General features: G+C 64.9%; 21 protein-coding genes. 15 read left to right on the forward strand and 6 right to left on the reverse strand.

Annotated features, from left to right (window positions below):
* The first annotated feature begins 178 nt into the window (after positions 1-178).
* Positions 179-412, forward strand: coding sequence for a hypothetical protein (locus tag AT700_RS09770; RefSeq protein WP_003109483.1), 234 nt, complete (start codon positions 179-181; stop codon positions 410-412).
* Between the two features lie 21 nt (positions 413-433).
* On the opposite strand, the gene sulA is transcribed toward AT700_RS09770, so the two are convergent.
* A complete protein-coding gene (gene sulA, locus AT700_RS09775) occupies positions 434-919 on the reverse strand; it encodes an SOS-induced cell division inhibitor SulA (protein WP_003091197.1) in 486 nt (161 codons plus the stop codon).
* A gap of 11 nt (positions 920-930) precedes the next feature.
* Complete coding sequence (gene lexA / locus AT700_RS09780; RefSeq protein WP_003091196.1) at positions 931-1,545, reverse strand: transcriptional repressor LexA; 615 nt, start codon at positions 1,543-1,545, stop codon at positions 931-933.
* Positions 1,546-1,776: 231 nt separating this feature from the next.
* Between lexA and psrA the strand changes: the two genes are divergently transcribed.
* The 3 genes from psrA (at position 1,777) to AT700_RS09795 (ending at position 4,430) form a co-directional block, all read left to right on the forward strand.
* Positions 1,777-2,478: a transcriptional regulator PsrA gene (psrA, locus tag AT700_RS09785; protein WP_016253195.1), complete on the forward strand. Its 702-nt coding sequence runs from the start codon at positions 1,777-1,779 to the stop codon at positions 2,476-2,478.
* Positions 2,479-2,679: 201 nt separating this feature from the next.
* Positions 2,680-3,681: a beta-N-acetylhexosaminidase gene (gene nagZ / locus AT700_RS09790; RefSeq protein WP_048521004.1), complete on the forward strand. Its 1,002-nt coding sequence runs from the start codon at positions 2,680-2,682 to the stop codon at positions 3,679-3,681.
* Between the two features lie 11 nt (positions 3,682-3,692).
* A complete protein-coding gene (locus tag AT700_RS09795; RefSeq protein WP_003091193.1) occupies positions 3,693-4,430 on the forward strand; it encodes an S-methyl-5'-thioinosine phosphorylase in 738 nt (245 codons plus the stop codon).
* 45 nt (positions 4,431-4,475) lie between these two features.
* Here the strand turns inward: AT700_RS09795 and AT700_RS09800 are convergent, their stop codons facing one another.
* Positions 4,476-5,105, reverse strand: coding sequence for a CsiV family protein (locus tag AT700_RS09800; RefSeq protein WP_003091190.1), 630 nt, complete (start codon positions 5,103-5,105; stop codon positions 4,476-4,478).
* A 10-nt stretch (positions 5,106-5,115) separates the two neighbouring features.
* Positions 5,116-8,562 carry a transcription-repair coupling factor gene (gene mfd / locus AT700_RS09805; protein WP_003113980.1) on the reverse strand — a complete coding sequence of 1,149 codons (3,447 nt, stop codon included), beginning with the start codon at positions 8,560-8,562 and terminating at the stop codon, positions 5,116-5,118.
* Between the two features lie 139 nt (positions 8,563-8,701).
* Between mfd and AT700_RS09810 the strand changes: the two genes are divergently transcribed.
* From AT700_RS09810 to sthA, 11 genes are all read left to right on the forward strand, one after another.
* Positions 8,702-10,168: a glyceraldehyde-3-phosphate dehydrogenase gene (locus AT700_RS09810; protein ID WP_010793199.1), complete on the forward strand. Its 1,467-nt coding sequence runs from the start codon at positions 8,702-8,704 to the stop codon at positions 10,166-10,168.
* 101 nt (positions 10,169-10,269) lie between these two features.
* Positions 10,270-11,679, forward strand: coding sequence for an amino acid permease (locus tag AT700_RS09815; RefSeq protein WP_003118089.1), 1,410 nt, complete (start codon positions 10,270-10,272; stop codon positions 11,677-11,679).
* Between the two features lie 258 nt (positions 11,680-11,937).
* Positions 11,938-13,275 carry a Na(+)-translocating NADH-quinone reductase subunit A gene (locus AT700_RS09820; protein WP_003113983.1) on the forward strand — a complete coding sequence of 446 codons (1,338 nt, stop codon included), beginning with the start codon at positions 11,938-11,940 and terminating at the stop codon, positions 13,273-13,275.
* Positions 13,276-13,278: 3 nt separating this feature from the next.
* Positions 13,279-14,490: an NADH:ubiquinone reductase (Na(+)-transporting) subunit B gene (locus tag AT700_RS09825; protein WP_003109478.1), complete on the forward strand. Its 1,212-nt coding sequence runs from the start codon at positions 13,279-13,281 to the stop codon at positions 14,488-14,490.
* On the forward strand, positions 14,483-15,268 hold the full coding sequence (locus AT700_RS09830; protein WP_003105182.1) for a Na(+)-translocating NADH-quinone reductase subunit C: 786 nt from the start codon (positions 14,483-14,485) through the stop codon (positions 15,266-15,268). Before AT700_RS09825 ends, AT700_RS09830 begins: the two co-directional genes overlap by 8 nt.
* Entirely contained in the window at positions 15,265-15,939 is a 675-nt protein-coding gene (gene nqrD / locus AT700_RS09835; RefSeq protein ID WP_003119802.1) for an NADH:ubiquinone reductase (Na(+)-transporting) subunit D, read from the forward strand. The genes AT700_RS09830 and nqrD overlap by 4 nt, the downstream gene beginning before the upstream one ends.
* On the forward strand, positions 15,939-16,547 hold the full coding sequence (gene nqrE / locus AT700_RS09840; RefSeq protein WP_003091182.1) for an NADH:ubiquinone reductase (Na(+)-transporting) subunit E: 609 nt from the start codon (positions 15,939-15,941) through the stop codon (positions 16,545-16,547). Before nqrD ends, nqrE begins: the two co-directional genes overlap by 1 nt.
* A 10-nt stretch (positions 16,548-16,557) precedes the next feature.
* Positions 16,558-17,781, forward strand: coding sequence for an NADH:ubiquinone reductase (Na(+)-transporting) subunit F (nqrF, locus tag AT700_RS09845; RefSeq protein WP_003113984.1), 1,224 nt, complete (start codon positions 16,558-16,560; stop codon positions 17,779-17,781).
* Positions 17,774-18,802: an FAD:protein FMN transferase gene (locus tag AT700_RS09850; protein WP_003162488.1), complete on the forward strand. Its 1,029-nt coding sequence runs from the start codon at positions 17,774-17,776 to the stop codon at positions 18,800-18,802. The genes nqrF and AT700_RS09850 overlap by 8 nt, the downstream gene beginning before the upstream one ends.
* Entirely contained in the window at positions 18,799-19,026 is a 228-nt protein-coding gene (gene nqrM, locus AT700_RS09855) for a (Na+)-NQR maturation NqrM (RefSeq protein WP_003091178.1), read from the forward strand. Before AT700_RS09850 ends, nqrM begins: the two co-directional genes overlap by 4 nt.
* A gap of 178 nt (positions 19,027-19,204) precedes the next feature.
* Positions 19,205-20,599, forward strand: a complete 1,395-nt coding sequence (gene sthA / locus AT700_RS09860) for a Si-specific NAD(P)(+) transhydrogenase (RefSeq protein WP_003091177.1) — start codon at positions 19,205-19,207, stop codon at positions 20,597-20,599.
* Between the two features lie 42 nt (positions 20,600-20,641).
* Here sthA and AT700_RS09865 read toward each other — a convergent pair whose 3' ends face one another.
* On the reverse strand, positions 20,642-21,364 hold the full coding sequence (locus AT700_RS09865; RefSeq protein WP_003113986.1) for a glycerophosphodiester phosphodiesterase: 723 nt from the start codon (positions 21,362-21,364) through the stop codon (positions 20,642-20,644).
* Positions 21,361-21,669, reverse strand: a complete 309-nt coding sequence (locus AT700_RS09870) for a hypothetical protein (protein ID WP_048521013.1) — start codon at positions 21,667-21,669, stop codon at positions 21,361-21,363. Before AT700_RS09870 ends, AT700_RS09865 begins: the two co-directional genes overlap by 4 nt.
* Positions 21,670-21,677: the final 8 nt, after the last annotated feature.

The raw sequence follows: 21,677 nt of genomic DNA on the forward strand, positions 1-21,677 counted from the left end.
AGGACATTTTCCTACCGTTCCACTCGGTTGATTTGCCAGCAAAAAAATTTAGCGGATGCCGTCCGGGCGCTCTGGAACCGCCGTTACAGGCGCGAGAGGGGAACCGGAAGGCGGATGCGGGCTAGGGATGCACTGGATGGGCTGTTACAATGTCGCGTCTTCGTAGAGAGCGTCTGTCATGCCAACATCCTTCCTTGAAATCGTAGAAATGCCCGACGGGCGCATCGTGCTGCGTCGCGCCGATGACGAGGAGGCGTTGGTGACCCTGGAGTTCTCCGGGGACGCGAAGAATTTCCTGCAAGGCCAGCATGTCGAAGTGGCCAAGGCCATGTTCAATGTCGGCGTGCAAATGGCCGGTCGTCTTGCCGAGGGCGAGATGGAACACGACGAAGGCCCCCGCGTCCTGCACTGAACGCTGTCCCCCGCCGTTTTTTCAACCCAGACGAATATTCAGGCTCTGTGCTTGGCCCAGTTGGGCGGCGCGGGACAGTTGCTTGCGCGCCGCCCGGCTCAGCGGTTCCAGCCAACTGACCACGGTGTGGCTGCGGCCCAGGCGCAAGGCCTCGCAACTGAGCGCCAGGGCAGCGGCGTTGTCCTTCGCCTGCAGTAGCAGGATGCGCTCGCGGTTCAGGCCGGCGCGGCGCAGCCATTCATGGGTCAGGCTCGCCGGCGGAGCGATCAGGGTCAGCCAGCGGGCATCCTGTTCCTCGCTGAGCTCGCGGAGAATCGGTGCGAGCAGGGTCAGGCAGTGCCCCGGCAGGCCGCTGAGCGAAAGTTCGCTAAAGGCAGCGGGTTCCTCGATGGAGGCACTGGAAGGGCTGTCGATGACATCGTCGAGCAAGGGTGCGCCGTTGCTGGCCCAGAACGCTTCCTGGAACAGTGGCAACTGGGCGCTGGGCAGCGAGTGGGAGGTCTGCATGGTATCTCCTGTCAGCGCCGGATCACGCCGACGCTCAAGCCTTCGATGATCAGTTCCTGCTCCTTCAGATCGACTTCGATCGGAGCGAACTCAGGGTTTTCCGCCAGCAGCCAGACCTTGCTGCCTTCGCGCTTGAAGCGTTTCACCGTGACCTCCTCGCCGATCCGCGCGACCACCACCTGGCCGTTGCGCGCTTCGCGGGTGACGTGGACGGCCAGCAGGTCGCCGTCGAGGATGCCGATGTCCTTCATGCTCATGCCGCGCACGCGCAACAGGTAGTCGGCGCGAGGATTGAAGAAGGCGGGATTGATACGGCAGGATTCCTCGATGTTCTGTTCGGCGAGGATCGGTGCGCCGGCGGCGACCCGTCCGATCACCGGCAGGCCCTCATCGTCGTTGGCGGCATGCGGTTCGAAGCCGGGAATGCGGATGCCGCGAGAGGCGCCCGGAGTCATTTCGATGGCGCCCTTGCGTGCCAGCGCCTTGAGGTGCTCCTCGGCGGCGTTCGGCGACTTGAAGCCGAGTTCCTGGGCGATTTCCGCCCGGGTCGGCGGAAAGCCGTGGTCTTCCAGGCAGCGCTTGATGAAGGAGAGGATCTCGGCTTGGCGGGGCGTCAGCTTCTGCATGTCGTCGCTCTGTGTTTTTATCCAGTGACTGGGATTATATACAGTGAGCGGGGCGTGGCAATGATTTTCCGCATGACATTTCGTCCTGCGTCACGATGAAGTTGGCCAGTGTCTTGCTTCCGTTTTTCGGGACTTCTCTGTAATTTTCCTGACTGGTGCGTCATCTGCCGCTTGACAAGGGATGTGGCTGAAACGTATGTTTCAAACAAGTGTTTGTCAGGCGGAGAAACCATGGCCCAGTCGGAAACCGTCGAACGCATTCTCGATGCGGCGGAACAGCTGTTCGCGGAAAAAGGCTTCGCCGAAACCTCGTTGCGTCTGATCACCAGCAAGGCCGGGGTCAACCTGGCGGCGGTGAATTATCACTTCGGTTCGAAGAAGGCGCTGATCCAGGCGGTGTTCTCGCGCTTCCTCGGGCCATTCTGCGTCAGCCTGGAAAAGGAGCTGGATCGTCGCCAGGCCAAGCCCGAGGCCCAGCACGCCACCCTGGAGGACCTCCTGCACCTGCTGGTGTCCCAGGCGATGGCGGTGAAGCCGCGCAGCGGCAACGACCTGTCGATCTTCATGCGCTTGCTCGGCCTGGCCTTCAGCCAGAGCCAGGGGCACCTGCGCAAGTACCTGGAGGAGGTCTACGGCAAGGTCTTCCGGCGCTACATGCTGCTGGTCAACGAGGCGGCGCCGAAGCTGCCGCCCATCGAGCTGTTCTGGCGCGTGCACTTCATGCTCGGCGCGGCCGCCTTCAGCATGTCGGGGATCAAGGCCCTGCGGGCGATGGCGGAAACCGATTTCGGCGTGAACACTTCCACCGAGCAGGTGATGCACCTGATGGTGCCGTTCTTCGCCGCCGGCATGCGCGCCGAGAGCGGCATCGACGATCCGCTGCTGGCCGGGGCGCAACTGCGCCCGCGGAACAAGACGCCCGCCAAGGCCTGATTGCAGACGGCGCCCGAGGGCGCCGTTTTACTTTCCCCTTTCTCTGTGCTCCGGGCGGAACTCCATGCGCCGGGCCGGCTCCATTGGCAGGCGCGCGGCACTGTCCCGGGACTTAAGTCTTTCTGCCGGGTGCAGTACAGTGTGCGCTGTCTGAGGCCCGTGACGGCGGGCTTCGCTGATTTCCAGGCCATAGGACTTTTCATGCAAGGCTCTCTGATGCTCGACATCGGCGGTACCTGGCTGACCGCCGAGGACCGCCAAATCCTGCGCCACCCCGAGGTGGGCGGGCTGATCATCTTCGCTCGCAACATCGAGCATCCTGCCCAGGTTCGCGAACTGTGTGCGGCCATTCGCGCCATCCGTCCCGACCTGTTGCTGGCCGTCGACCAGGAAGGAGGGCGCGTGCAGCGCCTGCGCCAGGGCTTCGTGCGCCTGCCGGCGATGCGCGCGATCGCCGACAACCCCAATGCCGAAGAGTTGGCTGAGCACTGTGGCTGGCTGATGGCGACCGAAGTGCAGGCGGTAGGCCTCGACCTGAGTTTCGCGCCGGTGCTGGATCTCGATCACCAGCGCAGCGCCGTGGTCGGTAGCCGCGCCTTCGAGGGCGACCCGGAGCGTGCCGCGCTGCTTGCCGGTGCTTTCATTCGCGGCATGCATGCCGCCGGGATGGCCGCCACCGGCAAGCATTTTCCCGGTCACGGCTGGGCCGAGGCCGACTCCCATGTGGCGATTCCCGAAGACGCGCGCAGCCTCGAGGAAATCCGGCGCAGTGACCTGGTTCCGTTCGCCCGCCTGGCCGGACAGCTCGACGCGCTGATGCCGGCCCATGTCATCTATCCGCAGGTCGACCCGCAGCCCGCCGGCTTTTCCCGGCGCTGGTTGCAGGAGATCCTGCGCGGCGAGCTGAAGTTCGACGGGGTGATCTTCAGCGACGACCTGTCGATGGCCGGCGCCCATGTGGTCGGCGACGCCGCCAGCCGCCGCATCGAGGCCGCCCTGGCCGCGGGCTGCGACATGGGTCTGGTGTGCAACGACCGGGCTTCCGCCGAGCTGGCCCTGGCAGCCCTGCAACGCCTGAAGGTGACCCCGCCGTCGCGTCTGCAACGCATGCGCGGCAAGGGCTACGCGAATACCGACTATCGCCAGCAGCCGCGCTGGCTGGAAGCACTGTCCGCGTTGCGCGCCGCGCAACTGATTGATTGAGGGGGCTGTCGATGAGTGTCTACGCGATTATCGGAGGAACCGGCCTGACCCAGCTGGAAGGGCTGACGCTGAGCGAGTCCCTGCCGATCGAAACGCCGTATGGCGCGCCGTCCGCGCCGCTCCAGCGTGGCCGCTACGCCGGGCGCGAGGTGCTGTTCCTGGCGCGTCACGGTCATCCGCACCGCTTCCCGCCGCACCAGGTGAACTACCGCGCCAATCTCTGGGCGCTGAAGCAGGCGGGTGCCGAGGCGGTGATCGCGGTGAACGCGGTGGGTGGCATCCATGCGGCGATGGGAACGGGGCACCTGTGCGTGCCGCACCAGTTGATCGACTACACCTCGGGACGCGAGCACACCTATTTCGCCGGCGATATCGAGCATGTCACCCATATCGATTTCAGCCACCCCTATGACGAGCCGTTGCGCCAGCGCCTGATCGAGGCATTGCGTGCGTTGGGGCTGGCGCACAGCAGCCATGGGGTCTACGCCTGCACCCAAGGGCCGCGCCTGGAAACGGTGGCGGAAATCGCCCGGTTGGAGCGGGACGGCAACGATATCGTCGGCATGACCGGCATGCCCGAGGCGGCACTGGCCCGCGAGCTGGACCTGCCCTACGCCTGCCTGGCGCTGGTGGTCAATCCCGCGGCGGGCAAGTCGGCGGGGATCATCACCATGGCCGAAATCGAACAGGCGTTGCACGATGGCATCGGCAAGGTGCGCGAGGTGTTGGCGCGGGTCCTGGCCGGCTAGGCGGCCATCGCAACGAAAAAAAGGCCGCTATTGCGGCCTTTTTCGCTATTGCGCAGGAGGTGCGGCGTCGAAACCGCCTTCGACGGGAGGCGCGTCCGCCGGTGCCTGCTGTTCTTCCATTTCCATGGGATTGGGGGCGGCGGGACGGGCGCCGACCGGCACCACCTTGATCAGGATGCCCAGGCTCGGATGGTCGAGATAGGTCAGTTCGCCATTCTTCAGCCGCGTGCCCTGCCTGATGTGCTGGCTGCCGGCGAGGAAACCGTCGTCGCCGAAGCGATTGACCCAGAAATCGGCCTCCATGTCGACGAAGCGCACCTGGCTGAGGGTCAGCGTACCTTCCACCGGGAAATGATGATCCTGTTCCTGGCCTTCGCTGAGGGCGATCTTCACCGGGGTCTCGCCGATGTCCTGGCGCCAGGCCTTGTGCAGCAGCACGGTGTAGCCGTTGTCCTGGCTGAGCTTGGCGAGCTGGTTGTCGAGCGCGGTGGCGCGCAGGGCGTCGCTGGCCAGCGGCTGTGCGCCGGTGGCCCAGTCGTCCGGCGCCGGCTGGCTGGACGGCACGGCATCGCCGGCCTGGCGGAACACCACCAGTTCCACCTGGTAGGGACCGCCGGCGAATGCCGCGGGGGCGGCCAGTGAGAGCAGCAGGGCAAGGCAACGGAACAAGCGCATAGGCTAATCCTTAGGTGGTTTGCGGTGTCAGGCGCTCGAACAGCGCCTCCAGGGTATTGAAGCGTTCTTCCGGTCGTTCCATGGGCACCTGGAAGCGGAACAGGGTTGCGCCTTCGAACTTGTAGCGGTTCGGCTGGCCCTGGATCAGCTTGATCAGTACCAGCGGGTCGACCTGGGTATCGGCGGCGAATTCTATACGACCGCCCTGCGGTCCGGCATCGACCTTGAGGATTCCAAGTTTTTCCGCCTGCAGCTTCAGAAGGGTCAGGCGCATCAGGTTCTTCGCCGGATCGGGCAGGAGCCCGAAGCGGTCGATCATCTCCACCTGCAACTCGCGCAAACCTTCCTCGTCAGGGGCGTTGGCGATGCGCTTGTAGAGGATCAGCCGGGCATGCACGTCGGGCAGGTAATCCTCGGGGATCAGCGCAGGCACCCGCAGGTTGACCTCCGGCCCACCGCCCAGCGGCTGCTCGAGGTTCGGCTGCTCGCCCTTGCGGATGGCCTTCACCGCCCGTTCGAGCATTTCCATGTAGAGGGTGAAGCCGACCGCCTGGATCTGCCCGCTCTGGCCGTCACCGAGCAACTCGCCGGCGCCGCGGATCTCCAGGTCGTGGGTGGCGAGGACGAAGCCGGCGCCCAGGTCCTGGGCGTTGGCGATGGCTTCCAGGCGTTTCTCGGCGTCCGGGGTCATCTGACGGCGCGGCGGTGTCAGCAGGTAGGCGTAGGCCTGGTGGTGGCTGCGACCGACGCGGCCGCGCAACTGGTGCAACTGGGCCAGGCCGAACTTGTCGGCGCGCTCGATGAGGATGGTGTTGGCGCTGGGCACGTCGATGCCGGTCTCGATGATGGTCGAGGCCACCAGCACGTTGAAGCGCTTGTGGTAGAAGTCGCTCATCACCTGTTCCAGCTCGCGCTCGTGCATCTGTCCGTGGCCGATGCCGATGCGCGCCTCCGGGACCAGTTCGGCGAGGTCGCGGGCGCACTTCTCGATGGTCTTCACTTCGTTGTGCAGGTAGTACACCTGGCCGCCGCGCAGCAGTTCGCGGAGCAGCGCTTCCTTGATTACCGCGTTCTGCTGCTCCATGACGAAGGTGCGCACCGACAGGCGGCGCGCCGGCGGCGTGGCGATGATGGACAGGTCGCGCATGCCGGAGACGGCCATGTTCAGGGTCCGCGGGATCGGCGTGGCGGTGAGGGTGAGGATGTCCACTTCGCTGCGCAGGGCCTTGAGCTGCTCCTTCTGGCGCACCCCGAAGCGGTGTTCCTCGTCGATCACGACCAACCCCAGGTTGGCGAACTTCACGTCTTCCTGGAGCAGCTTGTGGGTCCCGATGAGGATGTCGATCTTGCCTTCGGCCAGTAGCCGCGCAGCGTTCTCGACTTCCTTGGCGCTCTTGAAGCGGCTCATCACCTCGACGCTCACCGGCCAGTCGGCGAAGCGGTCGCGGAAGCTGTTGTAGTGCTGCTGGGCGAGCAGGGTGGTGGGCACCAGCACCGCCACCTGCTTGCCGCTATGCACGGCGACGAACGCCGCGCGCATCGCCACTTCGGTCTTGCCGAAGCCGACGTCGCCGCAGACCAGGCGGTCCATTGGCCTGGGCGCGAGCATATCGGCGACCACCGCCTCGATGGCGCTTTGCTGGTCCGGCGTCTCCTCGAACGGGAAGCCGGCCGAGAAGGTCGCGTAGTCGGCCTGCGGATCCTTGAACGCGAAGCCTTCGCGGGCGGCGCGGCGGGCGTAGATGTCGAGCAGCTCGGCGGCGACGTCGCGGACCTGCTCGGCGGCCTTGCGCTTGGCCTTCTGCCAGGTTTCCGAGCCGAGCCGGTGCAACGGCGCCAGGGCGTCGTCGGCGCCGGTGTAGCGGGCGATCAGGTGCAGGTTGGCGACCGGCACGTAGAGCTTGGCGTCCTCGGCGTATTGCAGCATGAGGAATTCCGCCTGCTGGTTGTCCACCTCGAGGGTGATCAGGCCCAGGTAGCGGCCGACGCCATGGTCGATGTGCACCACCGGCGCGCCTTCGCGCAGCTCGGTGAGGTTCTTGATCACCGCGTCGCCGCCGTCGCGGGTCTTTTCCCGGCGCCGGCGCTGCATGACGCGCTGGCCGAACAGCGGGCTTTCGGCGACCAGGGCGAGGGCCGGATGGTCCAGCAGCAGGCCCTCGTCCAGCGGCGCGATGCTGATCGCCAGGCGTGCCTGGCTGGCGAGGAAGGCCGGCCAGCCGTCGACTTCCTCGGGGCGCAGCTTCAGTCGGGCCAGCAGCTCCAGCAGGACTTCCCGGCGTCCGGCCGATTCGGCGCAGAACAGTACGCGGCCGGGGAACTCCTCGATGAACCGGCGCAGCGCGGCCAGCGGCTCGGCGGCCTTGGCTTCGATCGCCAGGTTCGGCAGCGGCAGGGCCGGGAAGCGCTCGCGCCCGACGCCCGGCTCGACGTCCTCCTGGCTGGCGACCACCCGTGGCCAGTTCTTCAGCCGGGCGAAGCAGTCTTCCACCGGAAGGAACACTTCCGCCGGCGGCAGCAATGGCCGTTCCGGATCGACCCGGCGGTCCTCGTAGCGGCTGCGTACGTCATTCCAGAACTGCTCCGCGGCCTGTTCGATGCCGGGCAGGGAGAACACCTGGGTGTCTTGCGGCAGGTAGTCGAAGAGGGTCGCGGTTTCCTCGAAGAACAGCGGCAGGTAGTACTCGATTCCCGAGGGTGTCAAACCGCTGGCGAGGTCCTGGTAGATCGGGCAGCGCCGGTAGTCGACGTCGAAGCGCTCGCGGAAGCGGCCGCGGAAGCCGGTGACCGCTTCCTTGTTCAGGGGGAATTCGCGTGCCGGCAGCAGGCGGATCGACTCGACCTTGTCGATGGAGCGCTGGGTCTCCGGGTCGAAGGTGCGCAGGGTCTCGATCTCGTCGTCGAACAGGTCGATACGGAAGGGCAACTCGCTGCCCATCGGGAACAGGTCGATCAGCGCGCCGCGGACGGCGAACTCGCCGTGCTCGTAGACCGTGTCGACGCAGCGGTAGCCGGCGCCTTCCAGGCGCAGGCGCATCCGCTCGACGTCGAGTTTCTGGCCGACGTCGAGGACCAGGCTGCTGCCGAGCAGGAAGCGGGTCGGCGCCAGGCGGTGCAAGGCGGTGGAGATCGGCACCACCAGCACGCCGTGCTTGAGCTGCGGCAACTGGTAGAGGGCGGCGATGCGCTGGGAAATGATGTCCTGGTGCGGCGAAAAGACGTCGTAGGGCAGGGTTTCCCAATCGGGGAAATGCAATACCGGCAGGTCGGGGGCGAAGAACCGCAGTTCCTGTTCCAGGCGTTCGGCATTCTGGCTGTCGGCGGTCAGCAGCAGGGTGAAGCGCTTGGCGGAACTGGCGGCCTCGGCGACAGCCAGGCTCAGCGCGGCACCGGGGAGGTTGCCCCAGTGTTGCTTGCCGGCGCTGGCCGGCAGGCTGGGAAGACGCAGTACGGACACGGGCAAGCTGGGCTCCGGTCGGGAATTTGACCCGCCGGATTGTAACTTTCCCGACTGCTGGATGTCAGTCTTCCGACTGCTGCAGATTGCCGAGCCTGGCCGGCGCGGTCATAATGTAGCCCCTTTTTTCATCCCCTACATGTGGAAGGTATTGCCCGTGACTCAGAAGCCCGACCAGTGTCTCGGTGAATGGATCGATCGTGAAGCCATCGCGGAAGCCATGATCCCGCTGATTGGCCAGCTCTACCGCAATAACAATGTGGTGACCTCGATCCATGGCCGTGGTCTGATCAACCGCTCGGTGATCGCGATCATGAAGGCGCATCGTTTCGCCCGTCATCGCATGGCTGATGACGCCGAGCTGTCGGTTCACGAGACGTTCCCGATCCTCAAGGCGATGAGCGAGCTCAAGCTGGGCGCCGCTTCCGTCGATCTGGGCAAGATGGTCGCCAAGTTCAAGGCAGAAGGTAACGGCCGCAGCATCGAGGACTTCGTCAAGGCCGAGCTGGCCGAGGTGGTCGGCAAGCAGAACGGCGATGCCCGCGAAGGCACCGACGTCGTGCTCTACGGCTTCGGCCGCATCGGCCGCCTGCTGGCGCGCATCCTGATCGAGAAGACCGGCGGCGGCGACGGCCTGCGCCTGCGCGCGATCGTCGTGCGCAAGGGCGCCGAGAACGACCTGGTCAAGCGGGCCAGCCTGCTGCGTCGGGACTCGGTGCACGGTCCGTTCGACGGCACCATCACCATCGACGAAGAAAACAACACGCTGACCGCCAACGGCAACCTGATCCAGGTGATCTACTCCAACGACCCGGCGTCGATCGACTACACCCAGTACGGCATCAAGAACGCCCTGCTGGTCGACAACACCGGCAAGTGGCGCGACGCCGAAGGCCTCGGCCAGCACCTGAAGTGCCCGGGGATCGATCGCGTGGTCCTTACCGCTCCGGGCAAGGGTGCGCTGAAGAACATCGTGCACGGTATCAACCACACCGACATCGGCGCCGACGACAAGATCATCTCGGCCGCCTCCTGCACCACCAACGCCATCGTGCCGGTGCTGAAGGCCGTCAACGACCAGTACGGCATCGTCAACGGTCACGTCGAGACCGTTCACTCGTACACCAACGACCAGAACCTGATCGACAACTTCCACAAGGGCAGTCGTCGTGGCCGCAGCGCGCCGCTGAACATGGTGATCACCGAGACCGGTGCCGCCACCGCCGCGGCCAAGGCCCTGCCGGTGCTGAAAGGCAAGCTGACCGGCAATGCGATCCGTGTGCCGACGCCGAACGTGTCCATGGCGATCCTCAACCTGAACCTGGAAAAGGCCACCACCCGCGAAGAGATCAACGAGTACCTGCGCCAGATGGCCATGCACTCGGACCTGCAGAAGCAGATCGACTTCGTCAGCTCCCAGGAAGTGGTTTCCACCGACTTCGTCGGTTCGCGCCATGCCGGCGTGGTGGACGCCGAGGCGACCATCTGCAACGACAACCGTGTCGTCCTGTACGTGTGGTACGACAACGAGTTCGGCTACAGCTGCCAGGTAGTGCGCGTGATGGAAGACATGGCTGGGGTCAACCCGCCGGCCTTCCCGCGTTGATGCGCAAGGCGTAGAGGAAAACGGGAGCTCTCGGGCTCCCGTTTTTCATTTCTGTGGATAACCAGAACAAGAAACTACTCACTTCGATTTAGGGTTTTTCAATGGATGGTCAACATCTGCACCAGGGCGAGCTGAAGCGTGGCCTGAAGAATCGCCACATCCAGTTGATCGCGCTGGGCGGGGCGATCGGCACCGGGCTGTTCCTCGGCTCGGCGGGCGTCATCAAGACGGCCGGCCCGTCGATGATCCTCGGTTACGCCATTGGCGGCTTCATCGCCTTCCTGATCATGCGCCAGCTCGGCGAGATGATCGTCGAGGAGCCGGTGGCCGGCTCCTTCAGTCACTTCGCACACAAGTACTGGGGCGGATTCGCCGGTTTCCTTTCCGGCTGGAACTACTGGGTGCTGTACATCCTGGTGGGCATGTCGGAGCTGACCGCGGTGGGCAAGTACATCCAGTACTGGTGGCCGGACGTGCCGACCTGGGCGACGGCGGCGGCGTTCTTCGTGCTGATCAACGCGATCAACCTGGCCAACGTGAAAGCCTTCGGCGAGACCGAGTTCTGGTTCGCGATCATCAAGGTAGCGGCGATCGTCGGCATGATCCTGCTCGGTATCTACCTGCTGGTCGGCGGCGGTGGCGGACCGCAAGCCTCGGTGAGCAACCTGTGGGACCGCGGCGGCTTCTTCCCCAACGGTCTCAGCGGCCTGGTGATGACCCTGGCGATCATCATGTTCTCCTTCGGTGGCCTGGAGCTGGTGGGCATCACCGCCGCCGAGGCGTCCGAGCCGAGGAAGGTGATTCCCAAGGCGATCAACCAGGTGATCTACCGGATCCTCATCTTCTATATCGGCGCCCTGGCGGTGCTGCTCTCGCTGTATCCATGGGACCAGTTGGTGGAGACCATCAACGCTTCCGGCGACGACTACAGTGGCAGCCCGTTCGTGCAGATCTTCTCGTTGATCGGCAGCGGCACCGCGGCCAACATCCTCAACTTCGTAGTCCTCACCGCGGCATTGTCGGTCTACAACAGCGGCGTCTACTGCAACAGCCGGATGCTCTACGGCCTGGCCGCCCAGGGCGACGCGCCGAAGGTGCTGATGTCGGTGGACCGCCGGGGCGTGCCGGTGCTGTCGATCCTGGTCTCGGCGCTGATCACCTTCCTCTGCGTGATCGTCAACTACGTATTGCCGCACAAGGCGCTGGAGCTGCTGATGTCGCTGGTGGTGGCGGCGCTGGTGATCAACTGGGCGATGATCAGCCTGTCGCACCTGAAGTTCCGCGCGGCGATGAAGCGCCAGGGCGTGGACACCTTCTTCAAGGCGCTCTGGTCGCCGTTCAGCAACTACCTGTGCCTGGCCTTCGTGGTGTTCATCCTTGGCATCATGCTGATGATCCCCGGGATCAACATCTCGGTGTACGCCATTCCATTCTGGCTGCTGCTGATGTGGTTGTGCTACCGGGTCAAGCTGTCGCTGGCGGAAAGGCGCGGGCTCGGCCAGCAGGCCTGAGCCTGCGGGTGGCGCAGGACGGGAGCTTCGGCTCCCGTTTTTCATTTCGCACGGGCATGTTTTTCTGTCGTTTTCTGTTACGCGTTTCAAGACCCGGTGTGCGGCTTGGGTGGCTCCCGGGGAGGTGGCTCTTTATAATCCCGGGGTTACCTTGCGGGGCCATTCATCAATCGTGCCAATTCAGTACGTTGCGCGCGATGATGGTCATTTTCTGACTTGGGCCTCGTCTTTTCTGTCCACGACCACTAGGCACTAGACATGATCAAGATAAAACGTGGCCTGGACCTGCCCATCAGCGGCGCCCCCGAACAGCGCATCGAGGCAGCACGCCCGGTACGCAGCGTGGCGTTGATCGGTTTCGACTACCACGGCATGAAGCCGACCATGGCGGTGCAGGTAGGCGACCGGGTGAAGCTGGGGCAGGTGCTGTTCACCGACAAGAAGAATCCCTCCGTCAGCTATACCGCACCCGGCGCCGGTGTGGTCAGTGCCATCCATCGTGGCGAGAAGCGCGTCCTGCAATCGGTGGTCATCGATCTCGACGGCGACGAGCAACTGGAGTTCGCCCGTTATCCCGCTGACAAACTCGCCACGCTGAGCGCCGAGCAGGTCCGCGACAACCTGTTGCAGTCGGGCCTGTGGACCGCGCTGCGGACCCGGCCGTTCAGCAAGGTGCCCGATCCCGAGTCCAGCCCCAGTTCGATTTTCGTCACTGCCATCGATACTCAGCCGCTGGCCGCCGATCCGCAGGTGGTTATCGCGGAGCAGGGCGAGGCCTTCCAGGCCGGGCTGACGGTGCTCGGGCGCCTGGCCCGGGTGTTCCTGTGCAAGGCGGAAGGCGTTTCGCTACCCGGCGAGGCGCTCTCCGGCGTGACCGCGCAAGCATTCTCCGGTCCGCATCCGGCGGGCCTGCCCGGCACCCATATCCACTTCCTCGACCCGGTGGGTGCCGGCAAGAGCGTGTGGAACCTGAACTACCAGGACGTGATTGCCATCGGCAAGCTGTTCACGACCGGGCAATTGTGGACCGAGCGGGTGATCGCCCTGGCCGGTCCGGTGGTGGAAAAGCCGCGTCTGGTGCGCACCCGCTTGGGCGCCAACCTCGACGAACTGGCCGCCGGCCAGTTGCAGCCGGGCAACAACCGACTGATCTCCGGCTCCGTGCTGGGCGGTCGCACCGCCCATGGCGCCTACGCCTACCTGGGGCGCTACCACCTGCAGTTGTCCTGTCTCAAGGAGGGCGACCAGCGCGAGTTCCTCCACTACCTGCGCGCCGGGGTGGAAAAGCATTCGCTGCTCAACGTGTTCGTCTCCAGGCTGCTCGGCGGCAAGCGCTTTGCCTTCACCACCAGCACCAACGGCAGCCCACGGGCGATGGTGCCGGTAGGTAACTACGAGGCGGTGATGCCGCTGGATATCCTGCCGACTCAACTGCTGCGCTACCTGATCGTCGGCGACACGGAAATGGCCCAGAAGCTCGGCGCCCTGGAACTCGACGAAGAGGACCTGGCGCTGTGCAGCTACGTCTGCGCCGGCAAGTACGAATACGGCCCGATTCTGCGGGACAATCTGGCACGCATCGAGCAGGAGGGCTGAGCCATGGGTTTGCGTAACCTGCTCGACAAGGTCGAGCATCATTTCGAGAAGGGCGGGCGCTACGAGAAGTGGTACCCGCTGTACGAAGCCGTGGACACCTTCCTCTATCGTCCGGGCAGCGTCACCCGCACCACTGCACACGTGCGCGACGGCATCGACCTGAAGCGCATGATGATCATCGTCTGGCTATGCACCTTCCCGGCGATGTTCTTCGGCATGTACAACGTCGGCCACCAGGCCAACCTGATCTTCGCCCAGAGCCCCGACCTGTTGAGCGCCCAGGATGGCTGGCGCTTCGCCCTGATCGGCGCGCTGGCCGGGTTCGACCCGAACAGCCTGTGGGATTGCCTGGTCCAGGGCGCCGCGTACTTCCTGCCGGTGTACCTGACCACCTTCATCGTCGGCGGTTTCTGGGAGGTGCTGTTCGCCAGCATCCGCCGCCACGAGGTCAACGAAGGCTTCTTCGTCACCTCGGTGCTGTTCGCCCTGACCCTGCCGCCGTCCGTCCCGCTGTGGCAGGTAGCCCTGGGGATCAGCTTCGGCGTGGTGCTGGGCAAGGAAGTGTTCGGCGGCACCGGGAAGAACTTCCTCAATCCGGCACTGGTCGGCCGGGCCTTCCTGTTCTTCGCCTACCCGGCGCAGATGTCCGGCGACGCGGTATGGACCTCGGTGGACGGCTTCGCCGGCGCCACCTCGCTGAGCCTGGCCGCCGCCGGCGGGGTGGACAACATCCTCGGCCACGGCCTGACCTGGATGGATGCCTTCCTCGGCCACATGCAGGGTTCGATGGGCGAGACCAGCACCCTGGCGATCTTCATCGGCGGCGCCGTGCTGCTGCTGACCCGCATCGCCTCCTGGCGCATCGTCGCCGGGGTGATGCTGGGGATGGTCGCCATGAGCTATCTGTTCAACGCCATCGGCTCGGCCAGCAACCCGATGTTCGCCATGCCCTGGTATTGGCACCTGGTCACCGGCGGCTTCGCCTTCGGCATGATCTTCATGGCCACCGACCCGGTCTCGGCGTCCATGACCGATACCGGCAAGTGGCTGTTCGGCGCCCTGATCGGAGTGATGGTCATGCTGATCCGGGTGGTCAACCCGGCGTTCCCGGAAGGCATGATGCTGGCGATCCTGTTCGCCAACCTGTTCGCACCGCTGATCGACCATTTCGTCGTTCAGGCCAACATCAAGCGGAGGCTGGCGCGCAATGGCTAATCAAGAATCCACCACCCGCACACTGCTGGTAGCCCTGGTGGTGTGCCTGGTCAGCTCGGTGTTCGTCGCCGGCGCGGCGGTGGCGCTGAAGCCGACCCAGGCGGAAAACCGCCTGCTCGACAAGCAGCGCAGCATCCTCGCCATCGCTGGTCTCGGCGAGCCGGGCATGTCCGGCAAAGAGGTCAAGGCGCTGTTCGACAGTCGCATCACCGCCAAGGTGGTCGACCTGCAGAGCGGCACCTTCAGCGATGCCCAGGACCCGCTCGGCTACGACCCGCTGAAAGCGGCCAAGGACCCGGCGCTGTCGGATGCGCTGCCCGCCGCCGAGGACATCGCCTCGATCAAGCGCCGCGAGCGCTATACCACGGTCTACCTGGTGGAGACCGACGGCAAGCTCGACACCCTGATCCTGCCGGTGCGCGGCTACGGTCTGTGGTCGACCCTCTACGGCTTCCTGGCGCTCAAGGGCGACCTCAACACGGTCGCCGGCTTCGGCTTCTACCAGCATGGCGAGACCCCCGGTCTCGGCGGCGAGGTCGACAATCCGAAATGGAAGGCGCTGTGGGTCGGCAAGACCCTCTACGACGCCCAGGGCGATCTTGCGGTACAGATCATCAAGGGCTCGGTGGACCCGCAATCGGCGAAGGCGACCCACCAGGTCGACGGCCTGGCCGGCGCCACCCTGACCAGCAAGGGTGTCGACAACCTGCTGCATTTCTGGCTCGGCAAGGACGGTTTCGACGCCTTCCTCGCCAATCTGCGCAAAGGGGAGGCGTGATGGCTGCTCAACCCACGATCCGCGAAGTCCTGTTCAATCCGGTCTTCCAGAACAATCCGATCGGCCTGCAGATCCTCGGGATCTGCTCGGCGCTGGCGGTAACCTCGAACCTGAAGACCGCTACCGTCATGGCCATCGCCCTGACCCTGGTGACCGGCTTCTCCAACCTGTTCATCTCGATGATCCGCCGGCAGATTCCCAGCTCGATCCGGATGATCGTGCAGATGGTGATCATCGCCTCGCTGGTGATCGTCGTCGACCAGGTGCTCAAGGCCTATGCCTATAGCCTGAGCAAGCAGCTCTCGGTGTTCGTCGGGCTGATCATCACCAACTGCATCGTGATGGGCCGCGCCGAAGCCTTCGCCATGGCCAACCCGCCGCTCGTGTCGTTCTTCGACGGCATCGGCAACGGTCTCGGCTACAGCGCCATGCTGCTGGTGCTGGGCTTCGTCCGCGAGCTGTTCGGCGCCGGCAAGCTCTACGGCATCAGCGTGTTGCCGACGGTCAACGATGGCGGCTGGTACCAGCCGAACGGCCTGCTCCTGCTGCCGCCTTCGGCGTTCTTCCTGATCGGCCTGATCATCTGGGCCCTGCGGACCTGGAAGAAAGACCAGGTCGAGGCCCCGACCTACAAGATGGCCCCGCAGGTATCCAGCAAGGAGGCTTACTGATGGAGCACTACATCAGCCTGTTCGTGAAGGCCGTGTTCGTCGAGAACATGGCGCTGGCGTTCTTCCTCGGCATGTGTACCTTCATCGCCATCTCGAAGAAGGTGGAGACCGCCATCGGCCTGGGTATCGCGGTGATCGTGGTGCAGACCATCACCGTGCCGGCCAACAACCTGATCTACACCTACCTGCTCAAGGACGGCGCGCTGGCCTGGGCCGGGCTGCCCGAGGTGGACCTGAGTTTCCTCGGCCTGCTCAGCTACATCGGGGTGATCGCCGCCATCGTGCAGATCCTCGAGATGCTCCTCGACAAGTACGTACCCAGCCTCTACAACGCGCTGGGCGTGTTCCTGCCGCTGATCACGGTGAACTGCGCGATCATGGCCGGCTCGCTGTTCATGGTCGAGCGCGACTACAACCTTGCCGAGAGCACGGTGTACGGCGTCGGCTCGGGCTTTTCCTGGGCGCTGGCGATCGCCGCGCTGGCGGGTATCCGCGAGAAGCTCAAGTACAGCGACGTCCCCGAGGGCCTGCAGGGCCTGGGGATCACCTTCATCACCATCGGCCTGATGTCGTTGGGCTTCATGTCGTTCTCCGGCGTGCAGTTGTAAGGAGAGGCCCGTGATCGGATTCGAGATTTTCCTGGCCATCGGCATGTTCACCGCCATCGTCCTGGGCCTGGTGGCGATCATCCTGGTCGCCCGCGCCAAGCTGGTGTCGAGTGGAGACGTGACCATCCAGATCAATGGCGAGCACAGCCTGACCGTGCCGGCCGGCGGCAAGCTGCTGCAAACCCTGGCGGCGAACAACGTGTTCCTGTCTTCCGCCTGCGGCGGCGGCGGCACCTGCGCGCAGTGCAAATGCGTGGTGGTCGAGGGCGGCGGCGAGATGCTGCCGACCGAGGAGTCGCACTTCACCCGGCGCCAGGCGAAGGAAGGCTGGCGCCTGTCGTGCCAGACGCCGGTCAAGCAGGATATGCAGATCCGCGTGCCTGAAGAGGTCTTCGGGGTGAAGAAATGGGAGTGCACGGTGGAGTCCAACCCCAACGTCGCCACCTTCATCAAGGAACTCACCCTGCGACTGCCGGACGGCGAGAGCGTGGACTTTCGTGCCGGCGGCTACGTGCAGCTGGAATGCCCGCCGCACGTGGTCGAGTACAAGGACTTCGATATCCAGCCGGAATATCGCGGCGACTGGGACAAGTTCAACATGTGGCGCTACGTGTCGAAGGTCGACGAGACGGTGATCCGCGCCTACTCGATGGCCAACTACCCGGAAGAGAAGGGCGTGGTCAAGTTCAACATCCGCATCGCCTCGCCGCCGCCGGGCAGCGACCTGCCGCCGGGGCAGATGTCGTCCTGGGTGTTCAACCTCAAGCCGGGCGACAAGGTCACCGTGTACGGGCCGTTCGGCGAGTTCTTCGCCAAGGACACCGAGGCCGAGATGGTCTTCATCGGCGGCGGCGCCGGCATGGCGCCGATGCGTTCGCACATCTTCGACCAGTTGCGCCGGCTCAAGTCGAACCGCAAGATCAGCTTCTGGTACGGCGCGCGCTCGCTGCGCGAGGCCTTCTATACCGAGGAGTACGACCAGCTGCAGGCGGAGAATCCCAACTTCCAGTGGCACCTGGCGCTGTCCGACCCGCAGCCGGAGGACAACTGGACCGGCCTGACCGGTTTCATCCACAACGTGCTGTTCGAGAACTACCTGAAGGACCACCCGGCGCCCGAGGACTGCGAGTTCTACATGTGCGGCCCGCCGATGATGAATGCCGCGGTGATCAAGATGCTCACCGACCTGGGCGTGGAGCGCGAGAATATCCTGCTGGACGATTTCGGTGGCTGAGCGTTTCCGTCCGCTTGCCATGGCCGGACTGGCAGCGCTGGCGCTGGTCCTGGCCGGTTGCGGCGACACCCTGGAAAGCTTCGGCGGCCCGACCATGGGCAGCACCTATTCGATCAAGTACGTACGCGGCGCCTCGGCGCCCGACGTCCAGACGGCGAAAGCCGCGGTGGAGGCGATCCTCGCCGAGGTCGACCGGCAGATGTCCACCTACCGCGACGATTCCCTGGTCTCGCGTTTCAATGCGCTGCCGGCGCAGTCCTGCATGGAGCTGCCGCCACCGATGCTGGAGTTGCTGCGCTACGGCGGCGAGTTGTCGGAGCAGAGCCAGGGCGCCTTCGACATGACCGTCGAGCCGCTGATGAACCTCTGGGGCTTCGGTCCGCAGGCGCGGGTAGAGAAGGTTCCCAGCGCCGAGCAGATCGCCGCGGTGCGCCGTGACGTCGGCCATCGACACCTGCGCATCGACGGCCAGCGCCTGTGCAAGGACGCCGCCGTACAATTGGACTTCGACAGCATCGCCGCTGGCTATACGGTGGACGCGGTAGGCGAACGCCTGAAGGAGCTCGGCGTGCGCAGCTACCTGGCGGAAATCACCGGCGAGTTGAAAGCCGAAGGGCGCAAGCCGGACGGCACGCCCTGGCGCATCGCTATCGAAGCGCCGCGCGAGGGCCAGCGGGTCGCCCAGCAGGTACTGGCGCTGGACGGCTACGGCGTCTCGACCTCGGGCGATTACCGCAACTATTTCGAAGAGAACGGCCAGCGCTATTCGCACACCTTCGACCCGCGCACCGGCGCGCCGATCGACCATCACCTGGCTTCGGTCACGGTGATCGATCCGTCGACGCGCAACGCCGACGGCCTGTCGACCCTGCTGATGGCGCTCGGTCCGGAGGAGGGCTACCGTTTCGCCGAGAAGCACCGACTGGCGGCGCTGTTCGTCAGTCGCCAGGGCAACGGTTTCGACAGCCGCACCACGCCACGCTACGAGCAACTGTTCGGCAACCAAGGAGAACGTCCATGACCTGGCTACTGGTCTTCGTCATCATGCTGCTGGTGGTCTTCGGCATGTCCATCGGCGTCATCATGGGCCGCAAGCCAATCGCCGGTTCCTGCGGCGGCATCGCCAACCTGGGGATCGAGAAGGAATGCTCGATCTGCGGCGGCGACCGGCAGAAATGCGAGGAAGCCAACCGCGACGAATCTGTAGTGCCCGGAAAACTCGCCTACGACGCGACCAAACGCTAATGTGCGACATTTCGCACAGGGCGTAACATATGCCCGCCTCGAGGTCGGACCGAGCCTTGCCCGGCGAATGCCGCCGTTCGCACCGACCCGATGATCGAATCGATCCGCCGCGCACATGTTGTGCAGCGGCTTTGCCGGAGGCGCCAGTGGGCGCCTCGGCCTGTTCTGAGGAGTACGCATGGCTGTCTACAACTACGACGTGGTGATTTTGGGCACGGGTCCGGCGGGCGAAGGGGCGGCGATGAACGCCTCCAAGTACGGACGCAAGCTGGCGGTAGTCGACAGCCGTCGCGTGGTCGGAGGCAACTGCACGCACCTCGGCACCATTCCTTCCAAGGCCCTGCGCCACTCGGTGAAGCAGATCATCGAGTTCAACACCAACCCGATGTTCCGCCAGATCGGCGAGCCGCGCTGGTTCTCCTTCCCCGACGTGCTGAAGAGCGCCGACCGGGTGATCTCCAAGCAGGTCGCCTCGCGTACCGGCTACTACGCGCGCAATCGCATCGACATGTTCACCGGCACCGCCAGCTTCGTCGACGAACGCACCGTCGAAGTGGTGACGCCGAGCGGCGCGGTGGAGCGCCTGGTCGCCGACCAGTTCGTGATCGCCACCGGCTCGCGCCCGTATCGTCCTTCGGACATCAATTTCAACCACCCGCGGGTCTACGACAGCGACACCATCCTGTCCCTGAGCCACACCCCGCGCCGGCTGATCATCTACGGAGCCGGGGTGATCGGCTGCGAATACGCGTCGATCTTCAGCGGCCTGGGCGTGCTGGTGGACCTGATCGATACGCGCGACCAGTTGCTCAGCTTCCTCGATGACGAGATTTCCGATGCGCTGAGCTACCACCTGCGCAACAACAACGTGCTGATCCGCCACAACGAGGAGTACGAGCGCGTCGAGGGGCTGGACAACGGTGTCATCCTGCACCTGAAGTCGGGCAAGAAGATCAAGGCGGACGCGCTGCTCTGGTGCAACGGCCGGACCGGCAACACCGACAAGCTCGGCCTGGAGAACGTCGGCATCAAGGTCAACAGCCGTGGCCAGATCGAGGTGGACGAGAACTACCGCACTTCGGTGAGCAACATCTTCGCCGCTGGCGACGTGATCGGCTGGCCGAGCCTGGCCAGCGCTGCCTACGACCAGGGCCGCTCGGCCGCCGGCAACATCGTCGAGAGCGACAGCTGGCGCTTCGTCAACGATGTGCCGACCGGCATCTACACCATTCCGGAGATCAGCTCGATCGGCAAGAACGAAAGCGAACTGACCGCGGCGAAGATTCCCTACGAAGTGGGCAAGGCGTTCTTCAAGGGCATGGCCCGGGCGCAGATTTCCAACGAGCCGGTGGGCATGCTGAAGATCCTGTTCCATCGCGAGACCCTGGAGATCCTCGGCGTGCACTGCTTCGGCGACCAGGCTTCGGAAATCGTCCACATCGGCCAGGCGATCATGAACCAGCCGGGCGAGCTGAATACCCTGAAGTACTTCGTCAACACCACCTTCAACTACCCGACCATGGCGGAAGCCTATCGGGTAGCGGCGTTCGACGGCCTCAACCGGCTTTTTTGAAGGACTCCGGCCGGCGGCCTGAGCCGGCCGGAGGGGATGTGCTCAGCGATTCCCGAGGGTGGCGCTGGCCAAACCGGGAAAGTCTGTGATCAGGCTGTCCACGCCGAAGTCGGCGAGCCGGCGCATCAGCGCCGGTTCGTTGACCGTCCACACCGAGACGTGAAGCCCCTGGCGCTGGGCCTTGAGCAGGCGTTCCGGGGTGCATAGGGTCCAGTTCAGGGCGAGCAGGGCACAGCCATAGTGCTGGGCGACCTTCAGCGGGTCGAGCCAGGCGTATTCGGCGACCAGCCCGCGCGACAGCTCTGGGGTCAGTTCGTTGAGGGCCTTGAGCACGGTCCGCGAACCGCTGGTGACGGTGACCTTGTCGCGGTTGCCGAAGCGCTCGGTCAGCTCCCTGATCCGCGTTACCGTCCGCGCCGCGCGTTCGCGCGAGGCGCTCTTCACTTCCAGCTGCCAGTGCTCGAACGGGCACTTCTCGAACAGCTCCTCCAGCCGCGGGATCGGCGTCGGCCGTACCCAGCCGGGGCCGCCCTTGCGCGCGTCGTAGGTGGCCAGGGTGGCCGCGTCGTGTTCGGCGACCTTGCCGCGGCGGCCGGTGGTGCGCTTCAGGGTCGGGTCGTGGATCACCATCAGTTCGCCGTCGCGGGACAGGTGCAGGTCCAGTTCGCAACGGTTGACGCCATGCTCCAGGCAGCGCTGGAAGCTGGCCAGGGTGTTTTCCGGCGCTTCGCCCTTGGCGCCGCGATGTCCATAGATGAGAGTCACTGTGGCTCCTTGTTCGAGGGTTGCGCGGGATTCCGCGGCCGATGATGGCGAACGCTGTCGAGCACCCGGCCGCTTTCGAAATATACCGAGAAGTCGCGGTAATCCCAGCGCACGATGGGCGGCTGGCCGACCGCGGGATGTTCCTCGTCGGTCAGGCCGAAGCGTTGCAGCACGGCTTCGCGGCTTTCGCCGTGCGCGGGCAGGGCGACCCGGGTATCGCCCTGGGCGCCCAGCGGAATGCTCAGGGTGTCGGCGAACAGCGGCGGGGCGAGGAGGAGGGAGCACAGCAGTAGCGAACGGAGCATCGGCACAT

The sequence above is a fragment of the Pseudomonas aeruginosa genome (assembly GCF_001457615.1).
In the GTDB taxonomy this organism is placed as follows: Bacteria; Pseudomonadota; Gammaproteobacteria; order Pseudomonadales; family Pseudomonadaceae; genus Pseudomonas; species Pseudomonas aeruginosa.